At 65.9% G+C, this 17440-nt stretch carries 15 protein-coding genes; 8 read left to right on the forward strand and 7 right to left on the reverse strand.

The features are described from left to right. Nucleotides 1–9: 9 nt before the first annotated feature. Together A5791_RS15840 and A5791_RS15845 are read left to right on the forward strand one after the other, a co-directional pair. Nucleotides 10–636 carry a precorrin-8X methylmutase gene (locus tag A5791_RS15840; RefSeq protein WP_067238536.1) on the forward strand — a complete coding sequence of 209 codons (627 nt, stop codon included), beginning with the start codon at nt 10–12 and terminating at the stop codon, nt 634–636. Then, nucleotides 633–2126 (forward strand): precorrin-2 C(20)-methyltransferase, encoded by a 1494-nt coding sequence (locus A5791_RS15845; RefSeq protein ID WP_067238539.1) that lies wholly within the window; start codon nt 633–635, stop codon nt 2124–2126. Before A5791_RS15840 ends, A5791_RS15845 begins: the two co-directional genes overlap by 4 nt. On the opposite strand, the gene bla is transcribed toward A5791_RS15845, so the two are convergent. Both bla and A5791_RS15855 read right to left on the reverse strand, forming a co-directional pair. Continuing rightward, entirely contained in the window at nt 2123–3049 is a 927-nt protein-coding gene (gene bla / locus A5791_RS15850) for a class A beta-lactamase (protein ID WP_067238691.1), read from the reverse strand. The two genes, A5791_RS15845 and bla, sit on opposite strands and share 4 nt — an antisense overlap. Before the next feature lie 21 nt (nt 3050–3070). After that, entirely contained in the window at nt 3071–4612 is a 1542-nt protein-coding gene (locus A5791_RS15855; protein WP_067238543.1) for a PPE family protein, read from the reverse strand. 187 nt (nt 4613–4799) lie between these two features. On the opposite strand from A5791_RS15855, the gene sigC reads away from it, so the two are divergent. After that, nucleotides 4800–5357 carry an RNA polymerase sigma factor SigC gene (sigC, locus tag A5791_RS15860; protein ID WP_067238700.1) on the forward strand — a complete coding sequence of 186 codons (558 nt, stop codon included), beginning with the start codon at nt 4800–4802 and terminating at the stop codon, nt 5355–5357. Here the strand turns inward: sigC and A5791_RS15865 are convergent. The 4 genes from A5791_RS15865 to A5791_RS15880 are packed head-to-tail and all read right to left on the reverse strand — an operon-like array spanning nt 5354 to nt 8749. Next, a complete protein-coding gene (locus tag A5791_RS15865; RefSeq protein WP_067238546.1) occupies nt 5354–6079 on the reverse strand; it encodes a cobalt-precorrin-6A reductase in 726 nt (241 codons plus the stop codon). The genes sigC and A5791_RS15865 overlap by 4 nt on opposite strands. Next, nucleotides 6079–6834, reverse strand: a complete 756-nt coding sequence (cobM, locus tag A5791_RS15870; protein ID WP_067238694.1) for a precorrin-4 C(11)-methyltransferase — start codon at nt 6832–6834, stop codon at nt 6079–6081. Before cobM ends, A5791_RS15865 begins: the two co-directional genes overlap by 1 nt. Beyond that, the gene (locus A5791_RS15875; protein ID WP_067238549.1) at nt 6831–8003 is read right to left on the reverse strand and encodes a bifunctional cobalt-precorrin-7 (C(5))-methyltransferase/cobalt-precorrin-6B (C(15))-methyltransferase; all 1173 of its coding nucleotides are present in this window, start codon (nt 8001–8003) and stop codon (nt 6831–6833) included. The genes cobM and A5791_RS15875 overlap by 4 nt, the downstream gene beginning before the upstream one ends. Further along, nucleotides 8000–8749: an SDR family NAD(P)-dependent oxidoreductase gene (locus tag A5791_RS15880; RefSeq protein ID WP_067238697.1), complete on the reverse strand. Its 750-nt coding sequence runs from the start codon at nt 8747–8749 to the stop codon at nt 8000–8002. Before A5791_RS15880 ends, A5791_RS15875 begins: the two co-directional genes overlap by 4 nt. A gap of 35 nt (nt 8750–8784) precedes the next feature. Between A5791_RS15880 and A5791_RS15885 the strand changes: the two genes are divergently transcribed. The 5 genes from A5791_RS15885 (at nt 8785) to A5791_RS15905 (ending at nt 15191) form a co-directional block, all read left to right on the forward strand. Then, nucleotides 8785–9201 carry a F420-dependent biliverdin reductase gene (locus tag A5791_RS15885; RefSeq protein WP_067238551.1) on the forward strand — a complete coding sequence of 139 codons (417 nt, stop codon included), beginning with the start codon at nt 8785–8787 and terminating at the stop codon, nt 9199–9201. 220 nt (nt 9202–9421) lie between these two features. Then, complete coding sequence (locus tag A5791_RS15890; RefSeq protein ID WP_067238555.1) at nt 9422–9739, forward strand: DUF2563 family protein; 318 nt, start codon at nt 9422–9424, stop codon at nt 9737–9739. After that, the gene (locus tag A5791_RS15895) at nt 9718–11238 is read left to right on the forward strand and encodes a hypothetical protein (protein WP_067238558.1); all 1521 of its coding nucleotides are present in this window, start codon (nt 9718–9720) and stop codon (nt 11236–11238) included. Before A5791_RS15890 ends, A5791_RS15895 begins: the two co-directional genes overlap by 22 nt. A 147-nt stretch (nt 11239–11385) precedes the next feature. Then, nucleotides 11386–12330: a hypothetical protein gene (locus A5791_RS15900; protein ID WP_067238561.1), complete on the forward strand. Its 945-nt coding sequence runs from the start codon at nt 11386–11388 to the stop codon at nt 12328–12330. A gap of 2171 nt (nt 12331–14501) precedes the next feature. Beyond that, on the forward strand, nt 14502–15191 hold the full coding sequence (locus tag A5791_RS15905; RefSeq protein WP_067238704.1) for a DUF5631 domain-containing protein: 690 nt from the start codon (nt 14502–14504) through the stop codon (nt 15189–15191). A gap of 1 nt (nt 15192) precedes the next feature. On the opposite strand, the gene A5791_RS15910 is transcribed toward A5791_RS15905, so the two are convergent. Beyond that, on the reverse strand, nt 15193–17439 hold the full coding sequence (locus tag A5791_RS15910; protein ID WP_067238565.1) for a prolyl oligopeptidase family serine peptidase: 2247 nt from the start codon (nt 17437–17439) through the stop codon (nt 15193–15195). Between the last annotated feature and the right edge of the window lies 1 nt (nt 17440).

Genomic DNA, 17440 nt, shown 5'->3' on the forward strand with positions numbered 1-17440 from the left:
GGTGGGCGAGTGCTCGACTACCTCCGCGACGCCGACGAGATCTACCGCCAGTCGTTCGCGACCATCCGCGCCGAAGCCGACTTGACCCGTTTTCCCGCCGACGTCGCGCGGGTGGTGGTCCGGCTGATCCACACCTGCGGACAGGTCGACTTGACTGAGCACATCGCCTACACCGACGACGTCGTGGCACGGGCCGGCGCCGCCCTGCGCGACGGCGCGCCGGTGCTGTGTGATTCGTCGATGGTGGCCGCCGGCATCACCACCGCGCGGCTGCCCGCGGGCAACCAGGTGGTCTCGCTGGTCGCCGATCCGCGGGCGGCCGAGCTGGCCACCCGCCGCCGGACCACCCGATCGGCGGCCGGCGTGGAACTGTGGGCCGACCGGCTGCCCGGCGCGGTCCTGGCCATCGGCAACGCGCCCACCGCACTGTTCCGGCTGCTCGAACTGGTCGACGGGGGCCTCCCGGCACCGGCCGCGGTGCTGGGCGGCCCGGTCGGATTCATCGGGTCCGCCCAGTCCAAGCAGGAACTCGTGGACCGTCCGCGCGGGATGTCCTATCTGGTGGTGCGGGGCCGCCGCGGGGGCAGCGCCATGGCCGCGGCCGCCGTCAACGCGATCGCGGCCGACAAGGAATGACGAAGCGGGGCACGCTGTGGGGGGTCGGGCTGGGGCCTGGCGACCCGGAGTTGGTGACCGTCAAGGCTGCCCGGGTTATCGGTGAGGCCGACGTGGTGGCCTACCACAGCGCCCGTCACGGTCGCAGCATCGCCCGCGGCATCGCCGAGCCGTATCTGCGGCCCGGCCAGATCGAGGAACACCTCGTCTACCCGGTGACCACCGAAACCACCGACCACCCGGGCGGCTACGCCGGCGCGCTCGACGACTTCTATGTCGAGGCCACTGAGCGAATCGCCGCGCACCTCGACGCGGGTCGCAATGTGGCATTGCTCGCCGAGGGCGACCCGCTGTTCTACAGCTCCTACATGCATCTGCACACTCGGCTGACCGAGCGGTTCAACGCGGTGATCGTGCCAGGAGTGACGTCGGTGAGCGCGGCCTCGGCTGCCGTCGCCACACCGCTGGTGGCCGGCGACGAGGTGCTGTCCGTGCTGCCGGGCACACTGCCGGTCGACGAGCTGACCCGCCGGCTCGCCGATGCCGACGCGGCCGTGGTACTCAAACTGGGCCGGTCGTATCACAATGTCCGCGAAGCACTTTCGGCGTCCGGCCAGCTTGGCGACGCCTTCTATGTGGAACGGGCCAGCACGTCCGGGCAGCGGGTGCTGGCCGCCGCCGACGTCGACGAGACCAGCGTGCCGTATTTCTCGCTGGCCATGCTGCCCGGCGGTCGCAGGCAGCGGCGCCGGCGGGCGCTGAACGGCACGGTCGCGGTGGTGGGCCTGGGACCCGGCGACCACGACTGGATGACGCCGCAAAGCCGACGCGAGCTGGCCGATGCCACCGATCTGATCGGCTATGGCCGCTACCTGGACCGCATCCCGGCCCGGGACGGTCAGCGGCGCCATCCCAGCGACAACACCGACGAGCCCGCGCGTGCGCGACTGGCCTTCACACTCGCCGAACAGGGTCACGCCGTCGCGGTGGTGTCGTCGGGCGACCCGGGGGTGTTCGCGATGGCCACCGCCGTCCTCGAGGAAGCCAAGCAGTGGCCGGGCATAGAGATCAGGGTCATTCCGGCGATGACCGCGGCGCAGGCCGTCGCGAGCCGGGTCGGCGCTCCCCTGGGACACGACTATGCGGTGATCTCGTTGTCCGATCGGCTCAAGCCGTGGGAGGTGATCGCCGCGCGGCTGCAGGCCGCTGCCGCCACGGATTTGGTGCTGGCGATCTACAACCCGGCGTCCAAGTCGCGAACCTGGCAGGTGGGTGCGATGCGTGACGCGCTGCTCGCCCACCGCGACCCCGGTACCCCCGTGGTCATCGGCCGCTCGGTAACAGGCGCGGATTCCGACCCCGACGAAGACGTCCGTGTGGTGCGCCTCGCCGATCTGGACCCATGCGACGTGGACATGCGGTGCCTGCTGATCATCGGATCGTCGCAAACCCAGTGGTACTCAACCGATTCCGGCGACCGGGTCTTCACCCCGCGGCGCTATCCCGGCTAGCCGCCGACCGCGGACGCGACGATCGTGGCCGCGTTGGCGACGAACGCGTCATTGGACGGAGCCTCATAGCCGCCACTGATGCGGTCGGACATGACCGCCACGACGTGGGGCACTCCGCCGGGTGACCACACGACCGCAACGTCGTTGGTGCGGCCGTAGTCACCCGATCCGGTCTTGTCGATCACTTTCCAATCGGCGGGGAATCCGGCCCGGATTCGTTTGGCGCCGGTGGTGCTGCGCGCCATCCAGTCGGTGAGCAGCGCCCGTTTGTCGGACGGCAACGCGTCGCCAAGAACGAGCTTTTGGAAGACCATCGCGATCGCGCGCGGAGTGGTGGTGTCCCGCTCGTCATCGGGTGCGTCGCGGTTGAGCTCCGGTTCCTCCTGGTCCAGTCGGCTCACGTTGTCGCCCAGGCCGCGCAGGTACGCGGTGAATGCGGCGGGCCCGCCGAGCTCGGCGAGCAGCAGATTGGCGGCTGTGCCATCGCTGTAGCGGATCGCGGCATCGCACAGCTGCCTGACGGTCATTCCCGTCTGGACGTGTTGCTGGGTCACCGGCGAAACCGACCGGATGTCGTCACGGGTGTAGGTGACGACCTTGTCCAGATGCGGCAGTGGATTGTGCTGCAGCACCGCGGCAACCAGGGGCGCCTTGAAGGTGGAACAGAAAGCGAATCGCTCGTCGGCTCGGTGTGCGATCTCGGCGACTGCACCGTCGGCGGGCACATACACCCCGAGGCGACCTCCGTACTTTCGCTCGAGCTGGTCGAAGCGGCCGGTCAGATCTGGTGCCGGCGCGGCGTGCGTCGTCGACGCGGCGGGAACACCGCTGGTGGGGCGCGCGCAACCTGCCAGCGGAATCAAGAGAGCAGCCGCGAACAGTTGTCGCCGAGTGTGGACGTGCGGTACGCATTCCGCCCCCAGCAGGCGTGTCACACGTCCACATTAGAGCGTGTCGTCGCCCCAGCTGGTCGGCAGCATCGGCGCCTTCGGCCCGCTGCTGAGGCCATCGTCGTCCAATGTGAGCAGTCCGGCAGGCTGAAATCCCGGCTTGGGGGCAGCGCCGGCAAACCCAACCGGTCCCGCGCCCGCATCGGATGCCAGGGGCGATTCGTCTGGGTCGGGGTCCATGTACTCGTAGCGGTAAGCGTGATCTTTGGCCTCTGCCCCACGACGCCGACGACTGCGCAACCGCTCACGGGCCGACGCCGCGGTGGCGGCCGGTTCTTCGGCCTCGTCGGGCGCGGACTCCTGCGACTTATTGCGCGTGCGACTGCTGGCACTGCTGCGCGATGACAATCCCGCCAGGCCAACCGCGTATTGGGCGTCGGCCATGCCGGCCCCGGCGCCATCCGTAGCGCCCCCGAAGCCGACGTCCGGACCGCCGCCGACCGGTCCGCCACCGGAAGCGGTGGCCGGAGTCGGCGCGACACTGGACACACTGGCGCTGGTGGTATGTGCCGGCGTTCCGGCGGTCGTGGTCGGCGTCGGAGCGGACGCAGCAGCCGTCGGCGCGGGTGCTGGGGCTGCGGACGGCAAGGTGGTCGGAAGCGCGATGCCGGCGGCACCGGCGGCACCGGCAACAATGGCGCCCACGCCTACGGCAGCGACTGCCGGAACCGCGACGAGTAGCAGGACCGGGGACAGCAACAGGGCTGTCTGCATCAGTTGCACGAGCGGCCAGACGAGCATCAACGAGTGAAAGACGAACCAGCCCAACGCTGTCGCCAGCGCTGGGCTCATGCCCGGAATTTGCATGAAAAAAGAGGACACCGCGTTGGCAAAGGGAACCGCCGGGATGGGCCAGCCATCTGGGTACAACTCTTTCCCAAGGGGCCAAAGGATGTTCTGGGTGATGTCCGAAAGCCAGGACGCGAGCTGGTCCTGCCATGAGGTCGCCGGCGGATTCTCAGCCGCTTGCGTTACCGCTGCCTGAGCTTCTCCGCCGGGCGCGATGATCGGCGGTGCGGGCGCTGTCGCGGGGACTGCAGCCAGCGCGGATCCGCTCACCACTTGGTACGTGGTCATGGTCTCGGCGGCTTGTACCCACATTCGCACGTAGTCGGCTTCATTCACGGCGATGGGAATGGTGTTGATGCCGAAGAAGTTCGTTGCCACCAGGACTGCATGGGTGGCATGGTTGGCCGCCAATTCGGCCAGCGTCGGCATGGCGGCCAGCGCCGTCGTGTAAGCGACGGCCGCGGTTTGGTGCAGGGTCGCCGCGGTGGTGCTCTTGGCGGCACCCTCCAGCAGCCAGGCCAGGTAGGGGCCGTGCGCCGCCACGTATTGCTCCGCGCTGGGGCCGTCCCATGCTCCGCCCTGCACCGCACCCAGCAATCCGGTCAGTTCATCCGCCGCCTCGGCGTATTCGGTGCCCAGCGACGTCCATGCGCTGGCTGCGGCCAGTAACGAGCCTGGGCCCGGCCCGCTACTCAGCAGCGCTGAGTGCACCTCCGGCGGCAAAGCCATCCAGATCGGTGCGGTCATCGACGCGATCCTTCGGCAACAGCGCGCAGCGACATGATTACCCTCTCGAAAACCAGGTGGTGCTTTCGTTACTGGTCGGCGGGCGTTGTCATTTGGTTCCTGACGGCTTTCTATGAATTCGGCCTGAGCAATCGCTACGACAGCCAGTCGTAGACTCACCACGCCCGCCCGTTTAAGGTGGATGGTCATGAGCCCGCGGAGCGACGACGAGGCCGTTACCGCACTGGCTCTGGCGGCAGCCCGCGGCAACGAGCGGGCACTCGAGTCGTTCATCAAAGCCACGCAGCAAGACGTGTGGCGATTTGTCACCTATCTGTCGGACGTCGGCAATGCGGACGACCTGACCCAAGAGACATTCTTGCGGGCAATCGGCGCCATCCCGCGGTTCTCCGGGCGTTCGAGCGCCCGAACCTGGCTACTGGCCATCGCCCGGCGGGTGGTGGCCGATCACATCCGTCACGCGCAGTCGCGGCCCCGCACCGCCCACGGCACCGATCCCGAACGGGTGCTCGAAGTCGCTCGGCACACCCGGGGATTCGAAGACCTGGTCGAGGTGACCACCATGATCGGCGGTCTGATCACCGAGCAACGGGAGGCGCTGCTGCTCACGCAGCTGCTGGGCCTGTCCTACGCCGACGCTGCGGCGGTGTGCGGCTGCCCGGTGGGCACCATCCGATCCCGCGTCGCCCGCGCCCGTGACGCGCTGTTGGCCGACAGCGATCGCGACGACCTGACCGCCGGTTAGCCCTGACGCGCTAGCCACTCGGCCGCGTCTTCGACGGTTCCCACCGTTGTTACCCCGGCCGGCAACGGCGGGCGCGCCACCATCACCACCGGAATGTCCAGCGCCGCAGCGGCATCCAGCTTGCCTCGGGTCATGTCGCCACCACTGTTCTTGGTGACTAGCGCGTCGATGCGGTGCTCACTGAAGAGTTGGATCTCGTCGTCGTAGTGATACGGCCCGCGGGACAGCAGCAACTGGTGATGCCGCGGCAACGAGTCGGCGTTCGGCGCGGTGACCACGCGGATCAAAAACCACGCCTCGCTGCCGGCGAACGCTTTGACCCCGGAGCGGCCGGTGGTGAGAAATATCCGCGAATATCGTTGCTTTGCAACGGTTTCTGCCGCCTGGCTGTCGGATGCGACGACGATGGCGGTGCCCGGTTCCCACGGCGGGCGGGCCAGGATCAGATGCGGGATTCCCAGTTCATTGCAGACCTGCGCGGCGTGGGCGGTCATGGTTGCCGCGAACGGGTGGGTGGCGTCAACGACGGCGTCGATGCCTTTGTCCCGCAGCCAGTTCCGTAGGCCCTCGACACCCCCGAACCCGCCGATGCGCACGGCGCCAACGGGCAGGGCCGGATCCGGTACGCGGCCGGCCAGCGAGCTGATGACGTCGACCTGCGGGTGCAAGCGATTAGCCAGTGCTCGCGCCTCGGCAGTACCACCGAGCAGCAGCACCCGCATCAGTGCGGCCCTCTGCTGCGCCGCGCCGCCGAGTACAGGTAGCTGTCGGTGAACCCCTCTGCGGCCAGCACCTCCCCGACGACGATGACGGCGGTCTTGGTGATGTTCGCGTCGTGCATCTGGCCGGCGATGTCGGCCAGCGTGCCTCGCAACACGGTCTGCTGTGGCCAACTCGCGAAAGCTACTACTGCCGTGGGCGTTTCGGACCGGTAGCCCCCGGCCAGCAGTTGCGGGACAATGACGTCGATCTGCGCAGCAGCCAGATGCAGTACCAGGGTGCTGCCAGATCGCGCGAGGGTGGCCAAGTCTTCACCGGACGGCATAGGTGTCGACAGGGTCGAGATTCTGGTCAATGTCACCGTCTGCGCGATCGCCGGAACGGTCAGCTCGCGTTTCAGCGCGGCGGCGGCCGCGGCGAAAGCCGGTACGCCCGGGACGATCTCGTAGCTGACACCTAGCGCGTCGAGTCGGCGGCACTGCTCGGCCAACGCGCTGTACAGCGAAGGATCCCCGGAATGCAGCCGCGCCACATCGTGACCGCGGGCATCGGCGTCGGCGAGCTCGCCGATGATCTGGTCCAGCGTGAGCGGACCCGTGTCGACGATCTTCGCATCGGATGGGCAGTACGTGAGTAGGTCGTCGGGCATGATCGATCCCGCATACAGGCAGACGTGGCACCTCTGCAAGAGCCGTTGGCCGCGCACGGTGATCAGGTCGGCGGCGCCCGGGCCCGCGCCGATGAAATACACGGTCACCGAGTCGTCACCACCCACTGGGTAATCGGAAGCTGTGCACGCCAGCCGGTGAAGCCGCCCAGCGGCTCGCCCTGATAATGCTGGAAGCGTCGCAACTCACCGCCGTGCTTCGAGTATGCCTGCACCAGAACAGCTTCCGATTCGGCAGTGACGGCGTTGGCGACCAGGCGCCCGCCGTCACCCAGGTGGTCGAGGCAGGCATCCAGAAGACCGGTCTGGGTGAGACCCCCGCCGAGGAAGATTGCCGACGGCGTTTCGGCACCGTCGAATGCGTGCGGCGCCTTGCCGCGAACGTCGATGTTGACGCCGTACCGCGCGGCGTTGAGCTCGACGTTCAGCGCGCGTCGCTCGTCGCGTTCGAACGCCACCGCGGTGCAGCTGCGCCAGCTTCGGCACCACTCGACCGCGATGCTGCCTGAGCCGGCGCCGACGTCCCACAGCCGCTGTCCCGGCCGCGGGTCCAACGCCGACAAAGTCACCGCCCGGATGCTGTGTTTGGTGATCTGGCTGTCGTGGGCGAAGGCGTCGTCGGGCAACGAGAAGGCGCGCTCGTCGGGCAGGTAGCGGACGGCGACCACGTTGAGATCGTCGAGATCGTCGCGTGGGCCGGCGGCCCAGTCTCGGGCCCGGCCGTCGCGGCGGCGTTCGGCCGGCCCGCCGAGCCGTTCCAGCACAGTGAACTCGGAATCACCGCGCCCGTGGGCGTCGAGCAGCACGGCCAGTGCCTGCGGCGTGGTCCGGTCGCGCGACAGCACGATCGCCTGCCCGCCGCGGCGAACCGCGGTGTGCGGCTGCGCGGTGACCAGGCTGATCACCTCGGTGTCGTGGACGGTCCAGCCCATTCGGGCGCACGCCAGCGTCACCGACGAGACATGCGGCAGCACAGTCACTTTCCCGGTTCCGAACATGCGGACCAGGGTGCCGCCGATGCCGTGCAGCAACGGATCTCCGCTTGCCACAACGTGGATGTCGTCGCCGTCGGCTTTCAATGTTTGCAAAGCCGGCAGCATGGGCGAGGGCCACTCGTGGCGAGGACACGTTATGGTGTCGTCGAGCAGGTCGAGTTGTCTTTTCGAGCCATAAATAACTGTGGCTCTTTGTAATTCAGACCTCGAAGTTGTCGATAGTCCGGCCATGCCGTCGGCGCCGATACCGACCACTACGATCATCGCGGCATCCTGCGCCAGACGAATTGCGGCAGCAGGCGCATTGCGGCAGACGCGGGACCCAACGCCCATGGGATCCACACCGTGCGCCGTCCCTTGGCAAGCGCACGCGCGGTCGCTTTCGCCACCCGCTCGGGCGTTATGGAGAATGGCGCCGGCTCCATGCCCTCCGTCATACGCCCGATGACGAATCCGGGCCGAGCGAGCACTAACCGCACTCCGGTGCCGTGCAGCGCGTCGGCCAACCCGCTGGCGAAGCCGTCCAGGCCGGCCTTGGCCGATCCGTAGACATAGTTGGCGCGGCGCACGCGTGCCCCGGCGATCGAGGAGAACACCACCATTGATCCGCGACCTGCGGTCCGCATTCCGGCGGCCAGATGGGTGAGGAGGCTGACTTGAGCAACGTAGTCGGTGTGGACGATGGCGACGGCATGGGCGGCATCGGTCTCGGCACGAGCCTGGTCGCCGAGGATCCCGAATGCCAGTACCGCGGTGCCGATGGGGCCGTGTTCGGCGACGATCGATGCGACCAGCGGGCCGTGTGAAGCCAGATCGTCGGCGTCGAACTCAACCGTGTACACGTTGGCTGCCCCGGCGTCGTGCAGTGCGTCGATTTGCTCACCCAGCTGGTCGGCTTTGCGTGCCGCCAGCACCACAGTTGCTCCGAGAGCCAGCCGTCGAGCGAGCTCCATGCCGATCTCGCTGCGACCGCCGAAAATTACTACCGGACCAGCGCCCGTGTCGTCCACGGCTGCGATTATCACCTGCGCTAGCGTGGGGAGCGATGGCGAATACCACTACCCGGCTCACCGATGACGCGCTTGCCTTTCTCTCCGAGCGCCATCTGGCGATGCTGACGACGCTGCGCGCCGACAATTCGCCGCATGTGGTGGCGGTGGGTTTCACCTTCGACCCCAAGACTCATATCGCACGGGTCATCACCACCGGCGGGTCTCAAAAGGCGGTCAATGCGGAGCGCGGCGGGGTGGCGGTGCTCAGTCAAGTCGACGGCGCCCGGTGGCTGTCGCTGGAGGGTCGTGCCAAGGTGAACGGTGAAGTCGACGCCGTCCGCGACGCCGAGCTGCGCTACGCCCAGCGCTATCGCACGCCGAGACCGAACCCGCGACGGGTGGTCATCGAGGTTCACGTCGAGCGGGTGTTGGGCTCGTCGGATCTGCTTGACCGTGGTCGCGTTGAATAGGGCTATCTAGCGACGCAGCGTTCCTTGGATCGCGCCGCAACCTAGCGGTAACCAACTGCGTGCGCAATTCACTTCTCCACAGCACGGTATCGGGGTGCGTTGCTGAATTGACGCGCGTACCGCCTGTCTTTAGCGTCACCGGCAGCTGACGCGCGACATCTCGGCTAGATCGCTTGTCGCCGTGGCGAATCGAAATGCCGAGAGCTCCGGAAGGCTAGTGATGTTTGTCGAAACCGAATGGCTGCACTCGGGGGCGAACCAAGCCCACCGCGCAGGTGGATATGCACAAGACGGAGCCGACCAGCTGTCGCGAGCGCCCTTGTCATCGGGAATGTTCGGCGATTTCGCTGCCGCCGACCGTTATCACGAGGCGATCAGCGCAGCGCACTCGCGACACGTCAAAACGTTTCGGGCCCATCATGAAATGCTCGCCACGCTCGGCAACAAGGTTCGTGCTGCAGCCGCGGCGTTCACCGAGATGGATGAGCTCAACGCCGCGAAGCTGCATGCGGGACAATGCAACGATTCCGACACATAAGTATTCGGAATCTGATCGCCGAAGCCCACGGTGATCCCTGGGCGATCAACGCTAGCCTTCAAAGTGGCCGTCCAGCGCAGATTTCCGGCATAGCCAAGGCGCTGTTCAACGCGGCGCAATCGGGTGACGAGGCCAAGAGCAAATTCGAAGAAGCGCTTCGCCACTTTGAGGCCGCGTGGAATCACCAGAACGGCGATCACCCGATCAACGATGCCGACGAGGTAGAGCGCGCTAGACAATCACTTCATCTGCAGGCGGGCCAACTGCCCAGGATCGCAATCGATTTGGAAAACATCGCCGGCGTCCTGGCTGAGGCGCAGGGATTTGCAGCAGGGCAGATCGCGACCCTTGGAAGTCGGCTGCGGCACATCGACGACCTGCTCGATCAGTTGCGGGATCTTGAGCAGCACATGCCCCTCACCCCGGCTGAGAGGTCCGAGCTGAACGCAAGGTATTCCGCCTATGAACACGAGGCCATTCGCGACACCGAAGATGCTGTCGGGCAGCTGGAATCGATCCGCGCGAAATACTCCGACACTTTGCAGTCGTCTCTGACAACACTCCGCATCGACGGCTATGACCCCCAGATCATCCAGACGTTAGACGTTCCGGGAACCCCATTTAGGGCCGAACCCGAGGTTAATCGACAGAAGAATCAAATCGAGGCGTTCACAAAGGTTTTCGGCCATCCGCCGAAGTCGCCGACCGACTGGGAAACTGCCGCGGCCCTCGACTCACACAGCTACGATCCGAAGAACGGCGGTGTGCCGCCGAATATCGCTATCGAGCGCATCACGCCAGTGCCGGGCCAGGGCGTGGTCCGCACAAACCTCTTCATCCCTGGAGAATCTGTGGTGAATCCACAGTTCGACTGGCCGCCCGGCCACGACAACCTTGGCGACAACCGAGACTTCTCTGCGACGGCCGGACCCGAGTCAGCAAGGGTCGCAATAACTGTCGACTACGAGAACGGCATCATCGTGACCCGGCAGAACCCATCGGTCGACACCAAAACCGGCGGGATTCGCGCAGGAACCCCCTCCGTATCGGCCGTGCAGAAAAGCGACGGCTCGGTCTTGATCAAGTACAGCGCCGCCGACCCATTCTCCCCGGGTGGAGAAGCTCTCGCGAAGGCCACCACATTCGACGTGAACGGCAGCATTGCCATTGCGCCCACCGAGTCGGGTCCCGTCGCTGGTGGCATCGTGACGAATTTCCCGGCGGTCGAGATCTACAGCGACCGGGCAGGAGAGACCACGCCGCTGGTCCGGTCCTGGCCTCGGTTTGTGGACGGACAATGGGGACCGATGTTCGGTCTCGAATGGCACAGGGAGATCGGCGACCAGGAAGTTTTGTCACGCTTCGGTGACCAATGGCCTGCGCTGCAGCTTCCCGTACTTCCGCCGCCCATTACCTTCCCGGGGCTCCCTCGCCTTCCCAGCCCGTTTCCGTCTCTTCCAATTCCCCTCCCCGGCCCCGTTCGGATTCCGCTTCCCTGATGCGGATCACGCCGTCGTGGCAACGCTGAATTACCCGCACGGTCAATCGGCGCTAGCATCAGCCGGTGTTCGGTCAGCCAGTCATCACCTTTCGGCGCGAGGCTGGGCTTCGGTATCGGTTGACGCAGTGGCGTCGGGAAGGACGCAATGAGTGGCGGCGACGAAGAACGGCTGAGGATAGTTCTCGACCAGCTTGCACGACTCAGTGGGATGCCGCCGCCACCTGTGATCACGCCCGATCAGTTAGCTACGGGACAGTCGGCTATCAGCCAGCTGCTGAGGGTTCTTGGTATCGCCGCTAACGGCGGTGATCCCGGCGACAACCAGGCGGCTCTGGCGGGACATGACGAACGCGAGGCCAAGGCTGCCGACGCGCTCGCCAAATTCCCTGCCAACGAAGAGCAGTCATCCGCCCGGCTGGCCGGAGTCGGCGGGCAAAGCGAGATGACCCAGATGCTGCAGCAGATGCCGCAGATGGCGGCTGGTATCGCCGGTGGCTTCGCGGGCGCTCTCGGCGGTGCGCTGCAACCGCTGAGCCAGATTCCGCAGCAGCTCGCGCAGGCTGGACAGCAGGCGATGCAAATGGGCATGGGCGCGCTGCAGCATGGCGTCGGAGGAGCCGCGACCGAAGGCGAGGCCATTCCCGCTGAGCTTGAGGCCGGCGGTGGTGGCGAGGAGTTCGGTGGTGGTGGCAGCTCTGGTGGTGGCGGCGGTATCGGTCCCACGACGCCAACCGCAATGCTCACTCCGCTGCCCGGTTCATCCGCCGGTACTCTGCCTGCTTCATCGCACACGACATCACCGGCGGCACCGAGCCCGCCGGAACCGCAGACCGCGTCGCGGGGTGGCATGGGCGCGATGCCGATCATGCCGCCGGGCATGGCTGGAGCTGGGCCGGGCAATGATCCGAAGGCCGACACGAAGCGCGTCGTTGTCCCGTCGGTGAAAAACGGTGCGCCAGTGCAGGGACGGATCACCACACCCCCGCCGACGCCTGAGGTGATCAAGCGCGTGGACGGTAAGCCCGTTGCGACTCGGCGCATCTTGTTGCCCGAGGATAAGCGCGACGACGACGCTGGCTCGGGTCGCTAAGACCGATTTCGCATCTGGAGAAATTGCGTTCGACGGATGCGCTCGTGCTGAACGACAGAGCAAACAGTTCGATGGCACACTGCCGAAGGGTGACTACCGCGATTGCAGCTGCCCGCTACGATCCACGACGTGTCGAGTCTTCCTCCAGCGCCGTCAGGTCCACCTCCTTGGCCGAAAGGAACGTCCGATCAGGGGAGGCGACCACTGCATTGGCTAGCTGTTATCTCGCTGACGGCGTCTTTCATTGCGATCGGTATCGCGATTGGTGCGTGGGTTCGTCCTCTAGCGGCTAACGACACCTCTCGCGCCGCGCCCATCGTGGCTTACACAGATCAACAGATCGCCGACGCAAAAACGAAGGTCTGCGCTTCATATGACAAGGTGCACCGAGCCCTACTTTTAAGTTCAGCTCGAAATGGCGGCAGCGACCCCACTGCCGCCCTCGCAGTCGCCACGAGCGGGCGGCAGGTACTCGATGCTGGTAGTCGATATCTTCTGACTAAGTTGTCAGAAGAACCGGCTACTCCAACAGAACTCGCGACGGCCGTCCGAAAGTTGGCCAATCAGTACCAAGAACTCGTGATTAACTACTTGGGTGGGCTTACTAATTCAGATGCCGAGCTACAGCCTGCGCTCCAAGCATCCGACGATGCAAGTTCAACAGTCGAACGGTTCTGCAAGTGACCGGCATGCCTCCCGGAAAGTGGGCAGCTCTCCTGGTGGGTCATGTATGGCCCGACGACGGGACACTCTCGGTAATCGACAGCGGTAAGAAACATCGCGAAAGCGTCGAAAATGAATATCATAGATTCGCTTCGGAGTTGGAGAATGCCAGGTTAGGCCCTCTATCCCACCAGGAGGGCATTACCGCCGATGACCTTCGTAGCACATTTGTGCACGGCGAACTGCTGGCTTGGCAAATCGCCAATAAGAATGGCGTAAAAAGATCTTCTTATGACGCGGCATACGGTAGCGCTGCAAGCCTCCAAAAAGAACTTTATGGGTTGGCAGTAAAAGGGAATGCGGAGATCACAGATATTGAAAATTCGAAAGCGCCGGCGGAAATCAAACTTGGCAATATTATTGCAAAAGTTTCGGACTACCAGCGACAAGCCAACGGGAAAGCAGCAAGCTGTGCAGGCGCAATCATTGATGCGATGCAGCGCGTTCTCGATGAGGAGGGAACCGGTCAATCAGCGCGTGAGGTTGCGCAGGGTCAAGGATTCGACTTGCGCCACTGGCTTCAACAGCCCGACCCCGCTTCCATCGATCGCGAGGTACGGAAAGTGCTGAGCAAGCCCGGTTCAACCGCAAACCTCACAGGAAATATGGGAGCCCCCGCCGACAGCCACGTGCAGTCTTCTGGCCCGCCATCGCAAGAAAGTGGAATGGCCGGTCTTACCAGGAATCTCGCGCCATCGACCCGTCCTAACTCGGTCTTGGCCGTCCCTTCCCAACCAGCAACCGGTCACACAGCGGCCCTTACCCGCAATTTGGGCAACCCAGTAGGACCAGATCTCGCGCCAGTCGCGCCTGCACTCGCGTCTCCGCACAGCGCGCTCGGAGCACCCTCAATGTCGACGCCGCGGCTACCGCAGGCCGCTACCGCCCCATCGCCGGCGTTTGCGGTTCCGCCTACAGCCGGTGCACCCGCCGCAACCCCGCCACCCTCCTCCCTCGCCCCCCCCTCCCCAACGCACTTAATCCAGAGCTTCGACAAGGGGATTCAGGCGGGCGCGCCTTTCTCAGCAGCACCAGAAGCAATGCCGCCAGCGCCGATGTCGCACACCATGGCGCCGGTCCCCCAGCCACCACCAACACCCCCATCTGCGGGAATGACCGCCGTCGCGCATGCCCAGGCTTTTGAGGTGCCACCGCCGGTCGCGCACGCACCGGCTCTGGAATCTCCGGCGGCCCCGATCATCACGGGGCCAGCCACACCAGCCGTAGCCCCACCCCCGGCGCCTCCGGGTCCGCTGCCCGCCTATGCATCCGACCTGCGTCCGGCGATGCAAACCGCCGCAACAGCACCCGCCCCTCCTAGTTCGCCGGCTCCCTCGGCGACACCCGGCTCCGCGCCCGTGCATCCGTCGGCCGGGCAAGGCAGCACTGGTCAGCCCACGGTGATGCGTCAGTCAACCACGCCGAAAATGCCTCCCGCAGCATCGAACTTGGCGACTGAGGCTGCCGTCGCGACGGCCAGCGGTGCGGTCGCCGGTGCAGCGTCAGCCCATGCCACAGCACGCACTCGACTGGAGCGGCTGGTGGCCGTCGTTGCTCGCCAACAACCGCGGCTGGCGTGGGCGGCCGGAGACCGCGCCGACAACACAACCGTGCTGGCAACCGACCTGGCCAGTGGCTGGATCCCCCCAGGAATCGACCTGCCGGCTGCGGTGACGCTACTGCCGCCGGCAAAGCGCCGTGGCGCCTTGGAGAACATGCTGGGTGAAGTCACCGTCGCTGCGGGCTACAGCCCGATCCATCATGTGCCGGAGGAAGACGAACCCGTGCCCACCTCGCTTCGAGCTCGGCGCGCAGCTGAGGTCGACGAACTCGGCCCTGAGCTCGGCCACGCAACCCAGTGGCGCGATGGACTACCCAGGTTGGCCCACACGCTGGCCAAAGCGGCGTCTACTGGCAGTGGAGTGCTGGATTCCGAGGTCGAACTCCTGCACGAGCATCTGGCCGCGATCAGCACTCGCGTCCTCGACTCCTATCCCGACCACGTAAATGCCCACGACGTGGGCAATTGGCAACTACTTGCCGCCATCGACGCTCTGATTGCCGGTAACAAGCCCACAGCGAATTACCACCTCGCCTGGTTCAAGGCCTGCTCCGCCGCAAGCAGCCACGCCGGCTGAGTCACGTCGCCAGGGCCAGCCTGATTTGGTGGTGTCCGGCCGGCAGGGCGACGGTCGCGCCGCTGGGCTGGCCGTCGACTTGTACCTCGACCCCGCGGGGAAGCGCCCTCAGCGTGATCTGGGTGGCGGTGTCGGCGGCCACCGTGATAGTCGACGACGGCAACGCCGCCAGCCCCGCGCGCTGGACGTCAACTGCCAGGCTGGCGACCCCGGTGAGCCGCAGCGTCAGATACGGCAATGCACCGACCGGTGGCCCCACCTGCCAGAACAGCTCGCTGTACAGCCCAGGGGTCGGGTCGAAGTGCGGGACGAAGCCGCGGCGATGCCGGATGGTGTGCGCCGGGTCCGGCCGGGCATACGACCGTGCGTCGACCTCCGCGATGGCGCCGCGCCGCGCTGTCACCGCCGCATCGGCGGTCAGTTCCGACAGCCACCACACTTGATCCGGCCCGATGCCAAGATCGGCCCGCACCAGCTGCGGATACCAGGCGAAGGTGATGTGTCCCGGATCTGCTTGGCGCAGACCGGTTCCCATGTGCTTGATCGGGTCTTCGAACTTGTCCTGAAGCACCCAGGCGATGTGATCCTCCAACGGGTAAACGGTGAACCGGTGGCGGTAGCCGAGCCGGTCGAGTTCGAGCACCTGCTCGGCCGCCGACGCGAACGGCACCAACTCGTCTACCAACCCGTGGGCGATCACATACGGCAGCCAGCGGGCATTCACCAGCAGCTTCCACGTATCGCCTTCCTGCGCGCAGTGTGAGTCCAAGTCGAGGTCGGCGGGAATGTCGACGTGCGGAATCAATCGCACCCCGCATACGGGCGGACCGGCCAGCACGACGGCCTGCGCGAACACCTCCGGGTAGGTCAGCCCGAACTTGTAGGCGGCATAGCCGCCCATCGAATAACCCGAGACCACAGTGCGGTTGGGGTCGGTCCCCAGTTGCTCGGCCACCCGAGCCCACACTTCCCACACGTCAAGCTCCCCGGTGTCGAAGTACCAGGTCGACGGGCCCCGCGCCAGAGGCGTGACCACTACCGAGTCGCGTCCTTCGCAGACTTCGTTGAGCAAATGCGGATCGATCGCGGCGAACTGGTTTTGCCCAAGTGCAAGCGAGTGCAAGAGCAGGATCAAGGGCAGCGGACGGCCAGGCGTGTACGTCGACGGCAGGCATACCGAATAGGGCTGCACCCGGCCAAGGAACTGCGGTTTGGTGCTCAAAATGTCATCAGCGGTGACGCCCTGCCCGAGCTCGATTGAGGACACGTACCACCGAGTCGACGGACCGGTGATCACCGGCTCCGGAGTTGTTTCGCGGGCCGCCAGCCGATCCCACTCCACGGCAACCGAGAACTTCGACACATCGCCCTTGGTCAGAGCCGCAGCTTGGGCGGAATCCGACCAGAAGTTCAAGTGCGGCGGTTCTTGCGCGTTGGTGCGAAATGCGACGTTGTAGACGTTGGGCTGTCCGTGCAGCGCGCCGTGTAGGGCGGGCACGTCGGCGAATCCATCCCCGGCTCCGTTGGCCAACCCTGCGGCCAGTCGCACCGTCCAGCTGCCGGTCGGTTCCAGAAGCGACCTCGGCACCTGCGCCAAAAACGTCCGCGATTGCATGTCCACGCTGTGCTCGACCGGCGTCACGACCTGGGTCGTCAAATCCATCAGCCGAGCGCCGCTACCCGAAACCAGCAGCGCCAAATCAATACCCGCCGACCGTATGCCGGCGTCGAACGGCCACTCGCCGGACGTGGTTGCCGCTCGCTCGGTGTCGAAGGTGAACAACGCGATCGGCACCGAGACATGCAGCAGTGTGTTCCAGTCGATTCGCCACCAAGTGTGCGTTTCGGTGAGCCCAATGGCGACGCGGAAGATGTCGGCACCGTTGCGGGCCGCTGGCCCGTCCGGATAGATGTATGTGCCCCGCGGCGGCGCCTGAATCTTGAAGTCCCCGACCGGAACTCCCGTCGCACCGTGGTCGTCGTAGAGAAAGTCGGTCCAAAACAGGGCGCCACGGGCTATGCGGCCGGCGCCGCAGGTCCGCGGAAAGTCCTCACCGAACGGCCATCCGGCTGGCGCGGGTAGTGCCGGCTCCGGCCGTCGCGCGGCGGGCGGCGCGCCCTCGGGCATCCCGTCGACCACGACGAGCTCGGCCGGGGGCGCCGGAGGGCGCTCTGCGGGATGCACGAGGGCGTCGGCGATGTGGCGCGCGATGCGGATGGGGAGCAGCGCTAGGTCCAGGATTGACACT

It is taken from the genome of Mycobacterium sp. 852002-51163_SCH5372311 (assembly GCF_001667115.1).
In the GTDB taxonomy this organism is placed as follows: Bacteria; Actinomycetota; Actinomycetes; order Mycobacteriales; family Mycobacteriaceae; genus Mycobacterium.